The organism is Pirellulales bacterium, assembly GCA_019636345.1.
In the GTDB taxonomy this organism is placed as follows: domain Bacteria; phylum Planctomycetota; class Planctomycetia; order Pirellulales; family Lacipirellulaceae.
In genome coordinates this window covers 778,146-794,773 of sequence record JAHBXQ010000002.1, presented here as the reverse complement: position 1 = coordinate 794,773, position 16,628 = coordinate 778,146, and the positions used below count along the sequence as shown (strand labels likewise).

The 16,628-nt window shown below is 66.5% G+C and carries 14 protein-coding genes and 1 other RNA gene; 9 read left to right on the top strand and 6 right to left on the bottom strand.

The features are described from left to right. Nucleotides 1-85: 85 nt before the first annotated feature. Both KF688_07010 and KF688_07005 read left to right on the top strand, forming a co-directional pair. Nucleotides 86-523, top strand: coding sequence for a VOC family protein (locus KF688_07010; protein MBX3425411.1), 438 nt, complete (start codon nucleotides 86-88; stop codon nucleotides 521-523). 119 nt (nucleotides 524-642) lie between these two features. Then, complete coding sequence (locus KF688_07005; GenBank protein MBX3425410.1) at nucleotides 643-1,704, top strand: M42 family metallopeptidase; 1,062 nt, start codon at nucleotides 643-645, stop codon at nucleotides 1,702-1,704. 48 nt (nucleotides 1,705-1,752) lie between these two features. Here KF688_07005 and rsgA read toward each other — a convergent pair whose 3' ends face one another. Together rsgA and KF688_06995 are read right to left on the bottom strand one after the other, a co-directional pair. Then, entirely contained in the window at nucleotides 1,753-2,886 is a 1,134-nt protein-coding gene (gene rsgA / locus KF688_07000) for a ribosome small subunit-dependent GTPase A (GenBank protein MBX3425409.1), read from the bottom strand. Between the two features lie 25 nt (nucleotides 2,887-2,911). Continuing rightward, nucleotides 2,912-3,394, bottom strand: coding sequence for an FHA domain-containing protein (locus KF688_06995; GenBank protein ID MBX3425408.1), 483 nt, complete (start codon nucleotides 3,392-3,394; stop codon nucleotides 2,912-2,914). Nucleotides 3,395-3,433: 39 nt separating this feature from the next. Here KF688_06995 and KF688_06990 point away from each other — a divergent pair, with 39 nt between their 5' ends. From KF688_06990 to KF688_06975, 4 genes are all read left to right on the top strand, one after another. Beyond that, entirely contained in the window at nucleotides 3,434-4,525 is a 1,092-nt protein-coding gene (locus KF688_06990) for a TIGR01212 family radical SAM protein (GenBank protein ID MBX3425407.1), read from the top strand. A gap of 182 nt (nucleotides 4,526-4,707) precedes the next feature. Further along, nucleotides 4,708-5,126: RNase P RNA component class A (rnpB, locus tag KF688_06985), an RNA gene on the top strand. Between the two features lie 104 nt (nucleotides 5,127-5,230). Continuing rightward, nucleotides 5,231-5,617, top strand: a complete 387-nt coding sequence (locus tag KF688_06980; protein ID MBX3425406.1) for a hypothetical protein — start codon at nucleotides 5,231-5,233, stop codon at nucleotides 5,615-5,617. After that, nucleotides 5,614-6,621 (top strand): carbohydrate kinase family protein, encoded by a 1,008-nt coding sequence (locus KF688_06975; GenBank protein MBX3425405.1) that lies wholly within the window; start codon nucleotides 5,614-5,616, stop codon nucleotides 6,619-6,621. The genes KF688_06980 and KF688_06975 overlap by 4 nt, the downstream gene beginning before the upstream one ends. Before the next feature lie 100 nt (nucleotides 6,622-6,721). On the opposite strand, the gene KF688_06970 is transcribed toward KF688_06975, so the two are convergent. From KF688_06970 to solA, 4 genes are all read right to left on the bottom strand, one after another. Then, nucleotides 6,722-8,260, bottom strand: a complete 1,539-nt coding sequence (locus KF688_06970; protein MBX3425404.1) for an aldehyde dehydrogenase family protein — start codon at nucleotides 8,258-8,260, stop codon at nucleotides 6,722-6,724. Nucleotides 8,261-8,443: 183 nt separating this feature from the next. Then, nucleotides 8,444-9,589: a saccharopine dehydrogenase NADP-binding domain-containing protein gene (locus KF688_06965; protein ID MBX3425403.1), complete on the bottom strand. Its 1,146-nt coding sequence runs from the start codon at nucleotides 9,587-9,589 to the stop codon at nucleotides 8,444-8,446. Nucleotides 9,590-9,684: 95 nt separating this feature from the next. Next, the gene (locus KF688_06960) at nucleotides 9,685-9,834 is read right to left on the bottom strand and encodes a hypothetical protein (GenBank protein ID MBX3425402.1); all 150 of its coding nucleotides are present in this window, start codon (nucleotides 9,832-9,834) and stop codon (nucleotides 9,685-9,687) included. Nucleotides 9,835-10,062: 228 nt separating this feature from the next. Continuing rightward, a complete protein-coding gene (solA, locus tag KF688_06955) occupies nucleotides 10,063-11,193 on the bottom strand; it encodes an N-methyl-L-tryptophan oxidase (protein ID MBX3425401.1) in 1,131 nt (376 codons plus the stop codon). A 190-nt stretch (nucleotides 11,194-11,383) separates the two neighbouring features. On the opposite strand from solA, the gene KF688_06950 reads away from it, so the two are divergent. The 3 genes from KF688_06950 to KF688_06940 all read left to right on the top strand — a co-directional run bounded on the left by KF688_06950 (nucleotide 11,384) and on the right by KF688_06940 (nucleotide 16,440). Next, nucleotides 11,384-11,986 carry a hypothetical protein gene (locus KF688_06950; protein MBX3425400.1) on the top strand — a complete coding sequence of 201 codons (603 nt, stop codon included), beginning with the start codon at nucleotides 11,384-11,386 and terminating at the stop codon, nucleotides 11,984-11,986. A 329-nt stretch (nucleotides 11,987-12,315) separates the two neighbouring features. Continuing rightward, complete coding sequence (locus tag KF688_06945; GenBank protein ID MBX3425399.1) at nucleotides 12,316-12,927, top strand: hypothetical protein; 612 nt, start codon at nucleotides 12,316-12,318, stop codon at nucleotides 12,925-12,927. A gap of 261 nt (nucleotides 12,928-13,188) precedes the next feature. Continuing rightward, nucleotides 13,189-16,440 (top strand): DUF4332 domain-containing protein, encoded by a 3,252-nt coding sequence (locus KF688_06940; protein MBX3425398.1) that lies wholly within the window; start codon nucleotides 13,189-13,191, stop codon nucleotides 16,438-16,440. Nucleotides 16,441-16,628: the final 188 nt, after the last annotated feature.

Genomic DNA, 16,628 nt, shown 5'->3' with positions numbered 1-16,628 from the left:
TATGCTAGCGGCGCCCGAGCGGCGACGTGCTTCGCCGCACCGCGTCGTCGCCCCGCCCACTCCCCGCCTCGCCAAGCGTCTTGCCGTGCCCCCTGCCCCGCTCGCTCCTGGCCGCGTGAATCATGTCGCCTTGCCGACGGCCGATCCGGTCGCCGGCGCGCGGTTTTACGTTGAGACGCTGGGATTTCGCGAAACGGAGCGACCGGGCTTTTCGTTTCGCGGCAGTTGGCTGTGGCGCCCCGAGGCGGGTTTGATGATCCACCTGATTCACGACGAGGGTCATCGGCCGCCGACCGGGCCGATCAACACGCGTACGCACCACCTGGCGCTCGAGACGCCCGACTACGACCAAGCGATCGCCCAGTTGCGGGCCCACGGAGTCGAATTCGTCGAGCGCGTCCTCCCCGACTACGGCTATCGCCAAGCATTTTTCCGCGACCCGGACGGCAACGTCCTGGAACTGGGCGAGTGGCCCCCGCCGGAGGTCATGCTGGGGGAGGAGTCGGTAGGCGACGGCCGGTAGGAGGTTGTTGTTGTTGTTGATCGACTCGCTTCAAACGGCTGCCTATCGCTTCCCCTCCCTGCTGCGCCTTCCGCCATTCCTCCTTCCCCCGACAATCGACCACGGACGACAAACGCCCTATGGATCCCTCCGCGAAGAAGTTCTTTCAGCAAATCCTCGAAACGCCGAGCCCCTCGGGATACGAAGAGCCCGTGCAGCGGATTGTGCGCAAATACGCCGAGAAGTTCGCCGACGAAGTGCGGACCGACCTGCACGGCAACGTGATCGCGACCTGCAACCCCGGCGCCCCGCTGCGAGTGATGTACGCGGGCCATGCCGACCAGATCGGGCTGATCGTCAGCTTCATCAGCGACGAGGGGTTCATCTACACCAACACGATCGGCGGCTGGGACCCGCAGCAGCTCATCGGCCAGCGGATGACGATCCACGCGGAGGGGGGACCGATTCCCGCGGTGATCGCCCGCAAAGCAATCCACTTGCTCGACGAGACCGAGCGCAAACAGGTCGTGAAGTCCAAGGAACTGTGGCTCGACATCGGGGCCATGAACAAGGCCGAGGCGGCCGAGGCGGTGCGGATCGGCGACCCGGTGACGTTGCAACTCGGCTATCAGGAGATGCGCAACGGGTTCGCCAACTCGCCCGGCATGGACGACAAGACCGGTCTGTGGGTCGCGTTCGAAGCGTTGCGACGAGCCAAGAAGAAGGGACTCGACGTCTCGCTCACCGCGGTCGCGACGGTGCAGGAAGAGATCGGTCTGCGAGGCGCTCACACGAGCGCCTACGGCGTCGATCCGCACGTCGGGATCGCCATCGACGTGACCCATGCGACCGATTGCCCGACGATCGACAAGACCCAGGAGGGGGACCTCAAACTCGGCGGCGGGCCGGTCGTTTACCGCGGGCCGAACATGAACCCGATCGTGGTGCAACGACTTCGCCAAGCGGCCGAGGTCGAAGAGATCGACGTCCAGTGGGCGGCCAGCGGGCGCGGGACGGGGACCGACGCGAACGCGATCCAACTCTCACGCGCCGGGGTGGCCGCAGGGCTGGTGAGCATCCCCAACCGCTACATGCACAGCGCGGTCGAGATGATCTCGCTGGAGGACCTCGATCAAGCGGCGAATCTGCTCGCGGCATTCGCGACGCAGTTGTCGCCGGGAGATGATTTTACGCCGGTGTGAGGGAGCGGCGAGCGTCAGCTCCCCGGAGAGGACGCACGCCCGTCCCCTCTACGCCGGTTCGTTCTCAAGCATCTGCAGATAGCTCTCGTACCGCCGCACGTCGAGGTAGCCGTCGGCGACCGCATCCTTCACGGCGCACGGTTCCTCGTGATTGTGCGTGCAGTCCGGGTAGCGACATTGGCTGACGTAAGGCCGCAGGTCGCGAAAAAATCCGGCGAGCTCCTTCGGCTCGACGTCCCACAGTTGGAACTGACGGATCCCCGGCGTGTCGACGACGAACCCGCCGCAGGCGAGCGGGATCAACTCCGCGGTGGTCGTCGTGTGGCGGCCCTTCTGGTTTTCGGCGCTCACCTCTCCGACGCGCAGATTCAGCGACGGGTCGACGGCGTTCAACAGGCTGCTCTTGCCGACGCCGCTCTGCCCGGTGATGGCCGACTGGCGACTCGTCAGCAGCGATCGCAGCTCCTCGATCCCCCAGCCCAAGGTCGCCGAGAGCTGGACGACGCGATACCCGTATTGGCTGAAGACCCCCACGAGGGGCTGCAGGTCGGCCCGGTCGACAAGGTCGACCTTGTTGAGACAGATGATCGGCTCGACGCGATGCCGCTCGGCCGCGACAAGATACCGGTCGACGAGATGCGGCTTGAGCGCCGGCTCGGCGACGCTCACCACGATCACGACTTGGTCGACGTTGGCCGCGATGACGTGCTGCCGCCCGCGACTGCCGCGGGCGATGACTCCGTGACGCGGTTCGACCCGCTCGATGATCCCCTCGTCGACCCCTTCGAGACGAACCCACACGCGGTCTCCCGCGACGACGACGTGCCGCTGGTCGGTCGCGAGCGTCTTGAGGATGCGACGCGTCGCACACTTGCGGACTTGGCCGTCGTCGAGCTGGACGAGGTTGACCAAGCCCTGAACGCGCAACACGCTCCCCAGCCGGCAGAGGTCCCGATCCACGCCGGGGAGGAGCTCGGCGCCTTCGTCTCCCTGGTGGACCTCGGCGCCGGCGAGGGTCCGTTTGCGGGTGAGCTCGCCCTTGCCGGAGATGTTCTGCCGGGTGGCAAGATCCGCCACCTCGTCGGCGTGCGGGTCGACGCCCTGCGACCACGTTTTGTCGCGCGGACGGACAGCACGGTTCTTGCGGAAATCGGCGCGAACCTTGCGTTTCTTGCCGCTCATGATCGCATCCTGCGGCACGCCGCGGTCAAACCGGGCGGTCCGGCAATTTGATCTGGCCGGCGCCGTCGTTCAGCACGTCGTAGCGGCTCCCTTGCTGACGCTGGCTGCGACGATCCTCGGGCGAGGCCTTGCTCGACTGCAGCCCGGCCCGCGACAGGAGCGACTCGTTCATGATTTCGGCCGGCAGATCGTCGGCCGGCGGCGGGCCGACGGCGCCGAGATCGGACGGCGAATACATCATCTCGTATTTGTGCTTGGCGACGGCAAACTGGTCGCCCGGGTCAATCCGTTTCTCGGTGACCCGTACGCCGTTGACCTTGACCCCGTTGCGACTGTTCATGTCGCGCACATACCAGTACCCGCCGTTGATGTACAACTGGCAGTGGTGGGCCGAGACGTTGGCAAAACGGAGGACGATGTCACAGCTTTCGCGGCGGCCGATCAACAGTTGCTTCTTCAGCAAGGGGATCGGATCGCCGCCGCCCACGGGAATGAGTTCGCCGTACATAGAGGTTCCACTCTTGCAAGTCGCGCGTCAGGCCCCAAGATGGATACGACGCCGCGCAGGGCGCGGCAAGGTTGCGTCAGGGCGCCCCCTGTCGAGTCGCGGCTGCCCGGCCGGGCTCTCGACGCTGGCCACCTACCACTCTACGAAGTGACCCAAGTGCAGTCAACCAAACCGGTTACGCCCCCCGATTCGGTCCCTTCGTGGCGCGTCGCGGGGCTGCGGTTCTATTCCTACAACCACTTTCTCCGGCAGCGGTTTCGCGGCCGCGTGCAAAAAGTGAGCGTCGACGCCGGGTTCACCTGCCCGAACGTCGACGGCACGGTGGCCGTGGGGGGCTGCACGTTCTGCGACAATCGAAGTTTTAGCCCCAGCCGGCGGCTCCCCCGGGCCGGGATTTTGGGGCAAATCGACCAGAGCATCGCCCGAATGCGGGTCCGGTACGCCGATTGCCGCCAATTTCTCGCCTACTTCCAGCCCGCCACGAATACCTACGGCCCGCTGGACAAGTTGCGGCGGGTCTATGCCGAGGCCCTGACCCATCCCCAGGTCGTGGGACTGGCGATCGGCACCCGCAGCGACTGCGTCCCGGACGAGGTGCTCGATCTGCTGGCCGAGTTCGCCGCCGGCCGATATCTGTCAGTCGAGTACGGGATGCAGACGATGCACAACCGCTCGCTGGAGTGGATGAACCGGGGGCACGACCATGCGTCGTTCGTCGACGCGGTCGAGCGAAGCCGCGACCGGGGGTTCGAGATCTGCGCCCACGTCATGTTGGGGCTGCCGGGCGAATCGCACGAAGACATGCTCGCCACGGCTCGCGAGTTGGCTCGGCTGCGGGTGGACGCGGTGAAGCTCCACAATCTGTACTGCGTCAAGAACACGAAGCTGGCCGAGCAGGTCGCTGCGGGCGAGGTGACGCTCATGGAACGCGACGACTACGTGCGGACGGTCGTCGACGTGCTGGAACTGCTTCCCCCGGAGATGGTCGTCGAGCGGATCAGCGGCGATGCCCCGCCCGACTATTTCGTCGGCCCGGCCTGGTGTCTCGACAAGGGGGGCGTGCGCCGCGAACTCGACGCCGAATTCGCCCGGCGCGACTCGTGGCAGGGAAAACGGTACGGTGCGAATTGAACCGACCAGCAGGCCCAGAAAGCCGTCCAGGTCGCCGTCTCTCGCCTCGAATCCGATTTCCTGCTCCCTGCGACTCTGCGTGAGATCCGTCGCGGAATCGCTGCCGAATGCTCGTGCAAATCGGGCCGAGGCCTGAGGTTCGACTGCCGACGGCGGTCCGCGTACAATGCCTACTCGAACGCGGAGACGACGGGGCGATCGCCGGCGGTGCGGCAACGCATCGCGGGAGGAAAGTCCGGGCGCCGCAGGACAGGATGGTGGGTAACGCCCACCGGCCGCGAGGCCAGGGAAAGTGCCACAGAAAACAGACCGCCGGGGGAGCGGGCCAGGGGAGCTTGGAGCTAATCGCCTCGAGCTCCTCCCGCCCGCTCCCTCGGTAAGGGTGAAACGGTGCGGTAAGAGCGCACCAGCAGGCGGGGCGACTCGCCTGGCTCGGTAAACCCCATCCGGCGCAAGGCCAAGCAGGGAGCAGAATCGGTCCGATTCGCCACGACTCCCGGGTAGGCCGCTCGAGGCGGCGGGCAACCGTCGTCCTAGATGAATGATCGCCGGTCGCGTGCAAACCCGACCACAGAACCCGGCTTACAAGTCGTCTCCGCGTTCGATTTTTTTGCGGTGCTGGTTGACGTTGGCTTTCAGCCGGCCGACTGCAGGACAACGCCCGTATCAGGACTATTTGTAGTTTTTTTTGCCGCGGCGCCGATGATGTCTTCCGTGATTCGGATTCTCTGGGCTTCGCCATGGTCCTTGGCGGGGGCGTCCCTGGGACTCTTGGGACTGGCGACCGGCGGTCGGGCCCAGGTACGTTCCGGGGTGATCGAGTTTCACGGCGGGGCGGTGACGTGGTTGTTGCGTCGGATGCCGTGCATCGAGCCCGTTGCGATGGCGCTGGGGCATACGGTGCTGGGGCAGTCGCCCGCGGCCCTCGACGTTTGCCGCAAGCATGAACTGGTCCATGTGCGGCAGTACGAGCGGTGGGGGCCGCTGTTCGTGCCGGCGTACTTCGCCTGCTCGGCGTGGATCTGGCTGCGGGGAGGCGATCCGTACCACGACAACCCGTTCGAGCGGGAGGCGTATTCGCTCGCCCCATGAGCCTCACGTTCGCTTCCCAAGCTGACCGGCAGTTCGACTGCGTCGTCTGCGGCTCATGCGTCGTCGACGTGCTCGTGCGGCCTGTCGATCTCTCGCGGCCGATTGGGACGGGTACGCTGGTCCGCACGGAACCGCTTGCGCTGAGGACCGGCGGCATCGTCTCGAACGCCGGCATCACGCTCGCCCGGCTTGGCATGCGGACCGCCGCGATGACCTATCTGGGCGACGACGAGTGGGCCGCAGTGATCCGCTCGCGCTACGAGGCCGAGGGCATCGACTGCCGCGGCCTCGCGACTCTCTCCGGCAGTCCGTCCAGCACCAGCGCCGTGCTGATCGACGAGCGGGGCGAACGGAGCTTCCTCCATGCGGTCGGGGCGCCGAAGCGGCTCGACCAGCGGGCGTTTCTGGAGCGGCTTGAGTTGTTCGCCGCCAGCCGGGCGATGCTGCTGGGGTACTACCCGCTGCTGCCGAACTTGCTCCCCGACTTGCCCGCGGTGCTGGCCGCGATCCGTGCAACGGGCTGCGTCACGGCGCTCGACGCCGCGGGGGACGGGGGGGATTGGGAACCGCTGCGGGCGATCCTGCCGCACGTCGACCTGTACGTGCCAAGTCGCGCCGAGGCGGCGCACCAGACAGGGACGTCAGATCCTGCCAAGATGATCGCCGCGTTTCGCGACGCCGGCGCCGCAGGAATCGTCGGCGTCAAGCTCGGGGCGGAAGGGGCCTTGTTAAGTCCAGCCCCCGGCGCGCTCCGACGCATCTCTGCCGTGAAGCCCCCGGGGCCGATCGTCGACACGACGGGCGCGGGAGATTGCTTTCTGGGGGGCTTGCTCGCGGGGCTCTTGCGGGGCCTGCCGTTGGCTGACGCCGGCCGTCTCGCGGCCGCCGCCGGCGCCTGCTGCGTCACGGCGCTCGGCGCCACGACGGCCATTCGCAACTACGACGAAACGGCGCAATTGGCTGGGATAGCAACGACTGCTGAACACGCCGCCAAGAGAATTTGAACCACGACGAGCACGATGCAAGTCATCGCTACGGACTGTTGCATTCGACCCTTGGCGCTCTTGGCGGTTCACGCGGCTCGGCGATTCACGCAGCCGCCGCTCACACGTCGAACTTAATCCCCTGCGCCAGCGGCAGGTCGGTCGAATAGTTGACCGTGTTCGTGGCCCGGCGCATGTATTGCTTCCACGAGTCGCTGCCCGACTCGCGACCGCCGCCGGTTTCCTTCTCTCCGCCGAACGCGCCGCCGATCTCGGCGCCGCTGGGGCTGGTGTTCACGTTGACGATGCCGCAGTCCGAGCCGGCCGGACCGCAGAACTGCTCCGCCTCGCGGACGTCGGCGGTCAGGATCGCCGAAGCGAGCCCCTGCGGCACCGCGTTGTGCATCTCGATGGCCGCGGAAAAGTCGCGGTATCGCAGCAGGTACAGAATCGGGGCGAAGGTTTCCTGCTGGACGATCGGCGCCGCGGGGTCGATCTCGACGATCGCGGGTTGCACGTAGCACCCCCCCGCGGGGACCCCGGCGCGGACCCGCTCGCCGCCGTGGACGACTCCCCCCTGCTCTTTCGCCGCGGCGAGGGCAGAGCGCATCCCTTCGTACGCCGCTTCATCGACCAGCGGACCGACGAGCACCCCCGCCTGCCGCGGGTCGCCGATCGGCAACCGCGAGTACGCAGCCAGCAGACGATCGCGAAGCGAATCGGCGAGCGACTCGTGCACGATCAATCGCCGCAGCGACGTGCAACGCTGGCCGCACGTGCCAACCGCGGCGAACACAATCGAGCGGATCGCCAGTTCCAGATCGGCCGAGGGAGCGACGATCATCCCGTTGTTGCCGCCGAGTTCCAACAGCGACCGCCCCAGGCGACGGGCGACTGCCTCGGCGACGGCGCGACCCATGCGCGTCGATCCCGTTGCGGACACCAGCGGCAATTGCGGCGACTCGGCGAGCATCCGTCCCACGTCGGCGCCGCCGACGACCAAGCACGATACGCCCGCCGGGATTTCGGGCGATTCGGCGAGCGTTTTGGCGACGAGCGCCTGGCAGGCAACCGCGGTGAGCGGGGTCTTTTCCGAGGGTTTCCAAACGACCGGATCGCCGCAGACCCACGCAATCGCGGCGTTCCACGCCCAAACGGCCACGGGGAAGTTGAACGCGGAGATGACGCCGACCGGCCCCAAGGGGAGCCACTGCTCGGCGAGCCGATGGCCGGGTCGTTCGCTGGCGATCGTCTTGCCGTACAGTTGGCGACTGAGCCCCACGGCAAAGTCGCAAACGTCGATCATCTCCTGAACTTCGCCAAGGGCCTCGGTCGCGATCTTGCCCGCTTCGAGGGCGACCAGCGCGGCAAGGTCGGACTTATGCCGGCGAAGCTGCTCGCCGAAGCGGCGGACGAACTCGCCGCGCACCGGGGCGGGGACGACGCGCCACGCGCGAAACGCCTCAGCGGCCTTGGCGATCGCAGCGGCGGTTTGCTCCGAGGTCGCGGCGGGGAGCGTTGCGAGCGGGGCGCCATCGATTGGCGAGCGGACTGCGAGCGACTCGCCGCGGCCGACCTCCCACCGTCCCCCGATGGCGATCGCCGCGGGCTCGCCCGGCATGCCTAATCGCTTCAAGACCTCGGTTGCCTCGCTGCTCATGCCGACACCTCAAGAGACTGACTGGTTGACCGGCGGGCGACGCTCGGGAACGGAGGAACCGCGGATTGTGCTGGGGGAGTCGCGGCGTCGCCGTCACGTCAGCTTGGGGAGCGGAGGGCGTGAGCGCCCTCGTTTTGCGAGATTGTTTGCCTTGTCCTGCTTCGAACCCGCGACTCTCCAAGCTCACCTCGGTTGAAACGGCCGGATCGGCATCGTGCCCGCGCCGGTGCTGAAGCGGGTGGCGCTAGCCGCGTCGTAACGCTTGCCGAACCGGTTGGCGAGAAACTCCTCGAACCCAACCTCTTCTTGACGGACGAAACCCTGGCTTGGCAAGCGCCCCGCTGCGTGCAAGTCGACGACGGCGCAGATGCCCGCGGCGGTCGTAATCTGGATGGCGCTCCAATTCTCGTCGCCGATGAGCTCGTGGTAAATCTTACGGGCGTCGGTCACCTGGACCAGTTGGCCGTTGCGCCAGCCGGTGACGGTGGTGAACGTGACGACGACGTCCTGGAAGGTAATTGGCACGGCCTGCTCGAGGATTTCCTTGAGCAGATCCCGCCTTTCGCCGAGTTGAAGTTCGTTGACCAGCAGCACCATCTGATCGCGATGCCCCTGATAACGGATCGTTTTGTAGTTCAATTCGCGGACCGACTTCTCGAGCGTCTCGCACAAGGTTCCCAGCCCGCCGCTGGTGTTGAACGCCTCGTAACGGACGCCGTCGAGCGAGAAGTTTTCGAGCCCCTCGAGCGGCAACACGTCGATCCGTCGACCGGCGTACACGGCATCGCAGGGGTTGCAGTATTCGTTGATGAGCCCGTCGGTCGACCACGTGAGGTTGTACTTGAGCGACCCGGTGGGAAACTGCGGCAGAGCGCCGACGCGCATCCGCACCGTGTCGAGCTTCTCGAAATACCGGGTCAGATGGTAGGCGACGATCGAAATGAAGCCGGGGGCCAAGCCGCACTGCGGCATGAAGATTTGCCCGGGGCGAGCCTTCGCGGCGATCTCGCGCACCCGACGAGTGGTCTCGACGTCTTCGGTCAGGTCGAAATAGCTCGTCCCCGTCTCCAACGCCGCCTCGGCGACGCGGGGATTGTGGTAGTAACTGAGCGCCGAGACGACCGTGTCGGCCCCGTCGAGCGCCTTGACCAGCGAGGTCTGGTCTTCGACGTTCAACTCGATCGGTTCGACGGCCAGCCCGCGGGCAAGTCGCTCGAGCGCAGCAGGATCGTTGTCCGCGACGCGAACGCGGTAGTCTCCCGAATCGACCAGAAACCGGGCGATCATCCGGCCGATCTTTCCGGCGCCGAGCAAGACGACTGTGTGCATTTCCACCACCTGAAACCCAATTCGCCCGAACCGATGGCGGCCCAAGAGGCGAGGACGGAATTGGTTGCGTTTAGGCGGGCGCAACGCAATTCGGACTAAATCGTACCACCTGCACAAGCGGCGGTCGCCACGCCCTGGCGGTCGCGGCGCGATTTCGCGACGGCGCTGCGCAGAATAGATCGCTTAATCGCCGCAACCTGAAGAACTTCCTTCGCGTCGCGCAGAACGTCGCCTTCGACGCGCAAGGTCAGATCTCGAGTCCGTGAGACCTTCGCGTTCCACGATCGACCGCGAACCTCGCGCAGCGGCGCGCAGGACGGATCTTGCCGGGCAAGAGAAGGAGCGCCGGGGGACGCCAGCCAGTGCCACGTGCGGACGGCTGGACTCGAATCGAACCTTCGCCAGGGCCAATGGTTCGCGGGTGTTCGCGAGTCTCGCGGTACCGACGGGTGCAGCGGTCGGCCAAGGCGCCCTCACTGCGCAGCGGCGAAGCGGCGGAGCGACAAGAACTCGATCGGCAGACGACTCCCCCCGTCGAGGGCCAACTCGGCGAGCGCCTCGCCGAGCGCCGGCGCAAACTTGAATCCGTGTCCGGAGAGCCCCGCGGCAAACACGATCCGCGGGTCGCTCGGCAAGGCGTCGACGAGGAAGTGTTCGTCCGGCGACATCGTGTACATGCAGACCGAGTGGCCGCTTCGCGCGCCATGCACGCCGGGAAGGCGCGCGCGGACGAATTCGTCGAGCGGCTCGGCATCGGCGACGCGGAGACTGCGATCGACGTCGAGCGGGTCGGCAACGTCGTCCCCCCCTGAATGTTCGCCGACCTTGGCCCCTTGATCGTCGAAGGCCGGGAAACCGTAAAAGACCCCCGTCGGCAGTTCGAACAAAAAGCAGGGATAGCCGGCCGCGGCGTGCAACTGTTCGGCGGCGCCGTACCACGCGACCACCTTGCGCCGCACCTGAACGGAAACGTTCGTCTCGGCCAAGAGCGGACCGGCCCACGGCCCGGCGGCGACCACCAGTCGATCGGCGCTGAACGTGCCGACAGTCGTGTTCACGACGAGCGGCGACCCCAAGGACCAGCCGAGGACCTCGGCGTTCATGATGATCTCAGCACCGGCGGCGCGCGCAGCCGTAAGCTGGGCGGCGACGCATCGCTCGACCAACAGCGCCGCGGCGGCCGGCTCGTAGACCGCGGCAAGCCCGTCGGCGGCGAAGCCGGGCCAGCGGCGGCGTACCTGGTCCGATTCCAACTGCTCGACATGCAATTGATGCTCGCGCGCCGCAGTCAGCACGCCGCGCACGACCGCTCCGTCAGCCGGGCCGAATTGCACTAAGCCCGTGTTGTGCCGGAGGGGCTGGCCGCCGGCTTGCTCGAGTTCGTCCCACAAGCGGTAACTTGCGCGGGCCAGCGGCACGTAGTCGGGGTGTTCAAAATACGCCTGTCGCAGGATCCGCGTCTTGCCGTGCGAACTCCCCCGATCATGCGGCGGCGCAAAGCGGTCGATCCCCACGACCGATATTCCTCGCTGGGCCAACCGCCAAAGCGCAGCCGAGCCGACGCCGCCGAGCCCCAGGACGAGGGATTGAAAACGCATTCTCATGAACAAAATCGACCTGTTCCTAGAAGCACTAGGGGTGTTCACGCTACAAGACTGACGTTTCTCATTTTTCGCTTCAATTGTACAATCAACGGGCAAATCGACATCCTTGATATTCTCTCTCCCGACTGGTCCATCATTGGGTGTACGTCTTGACCCGCGATGCAGCGATCAAGGCGAAGGAGGTTTTACGATGTCCGCCTCGCTTGCGTCCTCAGGGCCCGCTGACTCATCGATTGCACCGCTCGTCTGCGATCGATGCAACTGCGCACTGCCGCTTCGATCTGCGGGGCCAGGCGAACATGCCGCGATCTGGTTGTGCGCGAATTGCGGGATTCCGTTTCCGGCAGTCTGCCTGCCGGAACTCTTGGCCTCCCAAAGCGCTCGCGTTGCCCTTGACGACCGCTACTTCGACACGAGTTATCTGCCCCCGATCTCACCTGACTTGTTGCTTGAGATCGGCCAGCTATCTGTTTCGGTCATGGAAAACGGGGCAAAAGCCTACAGCCGCTGCTCACCCCGAGTGACGATGGCATTGGTCGCATCTGCCGTGGAACTTGACAATGATTTCTTCCCGATCAGTCCCACTTTTCAAATGATGGTCGTTAACGTCTCAACCGAAGGGATCGGCCTCGCGGCCAGGGGATCGATCTCGGCCCCGTATCTGGCGGCCAAGCTCCGCTCAACCTATCGAGCAGAGCCGATTCAAGTTGTCATTCGAATCCGCAGACAGGAGGAACTGAAGGCCCCTTTTTACCTCATCGGCGGCGAGTTCGTAGTTCGGCTCGGTTCGTAGGACTGTTGAGTTCCTTTGCGCAGTCCGCGCGGCAGGCGGATGGTGAGCTGGAAGTATCAATCATCAGTGAGCTTTTCGTGCTGCGAGTATTCGGATACCAAGCGGCGCCACGCGATTGGGCCGACGCCGCCTAGCCCCAGGACGAGCGTCTGAAAGTGCACGACCGCTACAACCAAATTGAGGGGAACGAGGTCGCGACCAGGGCCCGCCGAGCACGGAAAAACGCCCCCGCACGCCCGGGGAAGACAACGTATGTTTTCAATGATCGCAAGATTCATTCGCGCCGGCGGATTTGCGAGCCCGTCAACTGGACGGCATAGGGGCAGACTATGTCAAGTTCACTCGCGGCAGCGCCGCCGCTGCACGCCGCCTTCTCGCCGATTGTCTGCAATCGGTGCGAATATGCGCTGCCGTTGCGGTTGGCCGGAGCGGGAGAGCAGGCGTCGGTTTGGCTCTGCGTCGAGTGCGGGCTCCCCTACGCGGCAATGTGCATCCCCAGTCGACTGCGGCAATTGAGCGAACGGGTCGCCTTGGACGACCGGTACTTCGACACCAGTTATCTGCCTCCCATCGCGCCCGACACGCGGGCCGAAATCGCGCGACTCAGCTTTCAACACGATCAAGCCTACGGCTTCAAGGAGCGCCGCCGATCGGCCCGCAGACCTGTCGCCTTGCCTGCGGCGGCGGTGGAACTGGACCATGACCTGAATCCGATCAGCCCCACGTTTCAGATGATGGTCGTCAACGTGTCGACCGAGGGAATCGGGCTGGTGACCAAGGGGTTGATCACGGCCCCCTACTTGGCCGCCAAACTTCGCTCGTCCTACCGGGCGGAGGCGATTCAGGTCGTCATCCAGATCCGGCGGCAGGAGACGCTGCGGCCTCCATTTAACGTGATCGGCGGCGAATTTGTCGTCAGGCTCGGTTCGCGCGGCCGTTGAGGTCGTCAAACTGCGCAAAATGCGGCGATTGGCGAGCCGGCAGACTGTCAGCGGCTGGGGCATGTTCGGGGCTCGCTACTGGTCCCAAAGAACGACCCCGCATCGTCGGCGCCAGCAACACTCGCGTTGCCTCGTTTGCCGCGTTTGAGTAACTTGCTCTCCAGGCGGCTGCGGTGCGCGCAGAACGGCACGGTCGCCGACGCCCTCGAAGAATCTAGGCCTGCGCCCCGGAGCGGGCGACGCGTTGCAAGGATGCAGTCGATGAACGTCACAGGGCTCACGCTGGCCGGCCAGGACGGCCGATCCGATCTCGCCTTCGAGCGACTCGCCCCGCAGGTGAACGTCCTCTACGGCCCCCCGCGGAGCGGCAAGAGCGCCGTCGCTCAATTGCTGGGGCATTTGCTCTACGGCAAGACGCACGTCGGCGATCGATCCGCCGGCGCCACGAAACCCGCGGCGGCCGGGTCGCTCAGCGTCGCCAGTCGCAATGGCCAGTACGTTCTCCGGCGCCATCGCGACGAATCCCCGCTTGGCCGGCTGACGGTCGCGGCGGCCGACAGATCGGCGATCGACGGGCGGAGCATTCAGCGATTGCTCGGCAACGCCCCGCCGCGGCTGCTCGCCCGGCTGTACGCGGTCGACTTCGCCGCAGGGACGCGCGTCGAGGATCTGTTCTCAGCGGCGTTCGCCCGCGATTTTAACGCCCATCTTGCGGCGATTCAGCAACCGGACGCCAACGGTCACGCTCCGGAAGACCGACCGGCTGAGAGCTCTGGCCGGCGCTCGCCGCGGACACGCGACGGCGGCTCCGAATCGATCAACAAACAGCTCGACGCCCTCATTGCTCGTCGCGACGAATTGGCCTTGCAGCTTGAGGGCCAGCTCTCAGGCCGGCGTCACGAAAGCGGCGATCTGCAGCGGCAATCGGCCGAACTGCAGCGCTCGCTGCAGTCACGCCGCGGACAGCGCGAGGACCTGCTCGCCGAGTTGCAGCGTCTGCAGGCCGAGCAAGCCGGGCTGGGGACGCGACTGCGGTACTACGCCTTGGAATCGACCGCCTGCCGCACCGCACCGGGCGACCGCGAAAAACAACAACTCGAACTGGAAACGCTCGACGCCGAGATCGGTCGTTGCCGGCAGACGCTCGCCAATCTGCAGCAACGCGAAGCAACGCTGCGTCGCGAGTTGGCCGAAGCGCATCCCGACGGCGCCGCTCACTCCGAGGACAGCCTCGCCGACCAGCGCGCGACGCTGGGGGTCATCGAACGGCTGCTCGGGGACCTCGATGCGGAAACGGCCCAACTGGCGCGTACGATCGACACGGCTCGCCGTCCGGGAGCCGAGGCCCACGCGCGCATCTCGCCGGTGGCCGACATGCTGCGGCAGCAGGCGTACGCCCTGTGCGGCCAGATCGCCGAGCAGGAGCGCGCCGTTCGTCGTCAACGCCTCAAGGCCGAGGCGCGGCAAGTCTCACGGGCGCAAACCGATCTCGCCGAGCAACTCGAACAACTGCTTGATTCGCGGCAAGGACTGCTCCACCGGCAGCGACTGGAACGCCAGGGAGTCGTGCAGTATCCGCTCGGCCCGATCGACGGGCATTGCCAATGCGAACACCACGGGCGGTTCGTCGTCGAATCGGACGCGATGCTGCTGGGGCGCGGCGACCGGGTCGCGCGCGAAGAGGCGGCACGGCGCGATGCGGCGGAACTGGCGGCGCGGATTGCGCAAGCGGAAGCCGAACTCGACGCGGCCGAGCAAACGCTCGCCGCCGAGCAGCGGGCGTGGGAGCAGCTCCAACGCCGCCGAGCCGAGTTGCTCGGCCCCGAGGCGATCGACCGCATGCGCGACGAACTGCAGCGGCTTGAGGCCGAGATCGGCAGACTGCTGGGCTGCGGCTGCGAGCATCGCCGGCACGAGTCGCCCGCCGGTTGGCGCGCCTCGGACGTGCTCGCCCAGTTGACCGACGGCCGTCTCGTGCAGATTCGCACGCAGCGCGGCGGCGCGGGCGCTGTCGGCGAAGTGATCGATCGCGACGGTCGCCGCCGTTCGTTCTCCGAGCTGACTCCCGCGGAACGCGATCAGGCGTATTTGGCGGTGACGCTCGCCCTGGCCGCGACGCACGCCGATTCAGGAGAGCGGCTGCCGCTTGTGCTCGACGAACCCTTCCTGCGGCAGACCCCCGCCGACGCGGCCGCAATGGCGGGGGTGCTGGCGTCGTTCGCGGCCCGCGGACAGCAGGTGATCGTCGCGACGGCCGACCAGGACGCCGTGCAGCGGTTCGAGGGCTTGGGGGTCGAGATCTTCCGGCTCGATGCGTTGCAAGCGGAACGTCCCTGCGTGGCGTCCGTCACGGCGCCGCAAGTCGAGCCGGAAACGCGAACCTCGATCCGGCTCGTGCGCACGACGACCGATGGTCCCGCCCCGGCCCTGCGGGTCGCCGGCGCATGGCCGAACAACGACGGCAATCGGCCCGTCTACTATCTCACGGAAGACGCCTCGATCGCCGATTTCCCCGTACTGGGCAACAATACGGCAGCGCGGTTTCATGCGGTCGGCGTACGTACGACCGGCGAATTGCTTGCCGCCGATCCGGAACGGATCTCTGCATCGTTGGCCCTGCCGAGCGTGACCGCGGCGGTCGTCCGGTTGTGGCAGACCCACATGCGGCTGATGTGTTTCGTGCCGGACGTGTCGCTGAACGATGCGCAAGTGCTCGGCGCGTGCGGCGTGACGACCCCCGACGAATTGGCCGGCGTTGACGTCGACGACTTGATCGCAACGGTCGATGCGTTCCTGGCGACGGAGCGCGGTCGGCGATTCGCCTCGGCGAGCGACCGCTTCTCGCGAGATCAGCTTCGCAATTGGCGTCGCGCCGCCGAACGACGCAGCGAGCGCTGGCGCCGGTCGTCGGCATTCGCCAGTTGGCAACGCAATCTCCGCGGCGAAGGGATCGCGACCGTTACCCCGATCGTCAAGCCCCACCGACCGGCGCCGACGCCCATACCCTCCGTCAAGGGTGCGCGCGATCGATCGGCCCGCAAGTCCCGCACTGCCGCATCGCCCTCCCAGCGAGCCCAGCGCTACTTCTTGGAACTGGAGAGCCCGGTCGTCGACGCCCCGGCCATCGGCGAGAAGATGTCGCAGGCCCTCGCTGGCGTCGGCATTCGCACGGTGGCCGATCTGCTGGCGTGCGACCCGGGGTCGGTCGCTGAGGAACTGGGGGATCGCCGCATTACGGTCGAGCGGATTCGCGACTGGCAGACACAGGCTTGGCTGGTATGCCGCATCCCCGAGCTGCGCGGAGTCGCGGCTCAACTGCTGGTTGCATGCGGTTACGCCGCCCCGGAGCAGATCGCCGGAGCAAACGCCGGTGAACTTGCCGAGCGCATCGGCACGCTCTGTCGCACGACGGACGGCCAGCGCATTCTGCGGAACAGCCCCGTACCGACGGTCGCCAAGGTGGCGCAGTGGATCGTCAACGCCGGTCGCACGCGGACGCTCGGCGCGGCCTAGTCGAGCAATTCGGGCGTGCCTTGCGGGCGGAATCGTTGCCGATGCGCAACCGGCACCCATGGTTTGCGCAGCATGGCAATGTGAACGCCCAGTCGAGTGCGGCGGGGGACGAGCGAAGCGAGCCCCCCTTCCCCAGAACGACCTCGACCTCACGCCCCGGCCAGCTTGGCGGTAGGCGATGCGCTGCG

Excerpts from the sequence above, each read along its gene's own strand:
- KF688_06940 (MBX3425398.1), top strand. The coding sequence starts at position 13,189 with ATGAACGTCACAGGGCTCACGCTGGCCGGCCAGGACGGCCGATCCGAT.
- KF688_06990 (MBX3425407.1), top strand. The coding sequence starts at position 3,434 with ATGGATACGACGCCGCGCAGGGCGCGGCAAGGTTGCGTCAGGGCGCCC.
- rsgA (MBX3425409.1), bottom strand. The coding sequence starts at position 2,886 with ATGAGCGGCAAGAAACGCAAGGTTCGCGCCGATTTCCGCAAGAACCGT.
- KF688_06945 (MBX3425399.1), top strand. The coding sequence starts at position 12,316 with ATGTCAAGTTCACTCGCGGCAGCGCCGCCGCTGCACGCCGCCTTCTCG.
- solA (MBX3425401.1), bottom strand. The coding sequence starts at position 11,193 with ATGAGAATGCGTTTTCAATCCCTCGTCCTGGGGCTCGGCGGCGTCGGC.
- KF688_06970 (MBX3425404.1), bottom strand. The coding sequence starts at position 8,260 with ATGAGCAGCGAGGCAACCGAGGTCTTGAAGCGATTAGGCATGCCGGGC.
- KF688_06950 (MBX3425400.1), top strand. The coding sequence starts at position 11,384 with ATGTCCGCCTCGCTTGCGTCCTCAGGGCCCGCTGACTCATCGATTGCA.
- KF688_07005 (MBX3425410.1), top strand. The coding sequence starts at position 643 with ATGGATCCCTCCGCGAAGAAGTTCTTTCAGCAAATCCTCGAAACGCCG.
- KF688_06975 (MBX3425405.1), top strand. The coding sequence starts at position 5,614 with ATGAGCCTCACGTTCGCTTCCCAAGCTGACCGGCAGTTCGACTGCGTC.
- KF688_06965 (MBX3425403.1), bottom strand. The coding sequence starts at position 9,589 with ATGCACACAGTCGTCTTGCTCGGCGCCGGAAAGATCGGCCGGATGATC.
- KF688_06980 (MBX3425406.1), top strand. The coding sequence starts at position 5,231 with ATGTCTTCCGTGATTCGGATTCTCTGGGCTTCGCCATGGTCCTTGGCG.
- KF688_06995 (MBX3425408.1), bottom strand. The coding sequence starts at position 3,394 with ATGTACGGCGAACTCATTCCCGTGGGCGGCGGCGATCCGATCCCCTTG.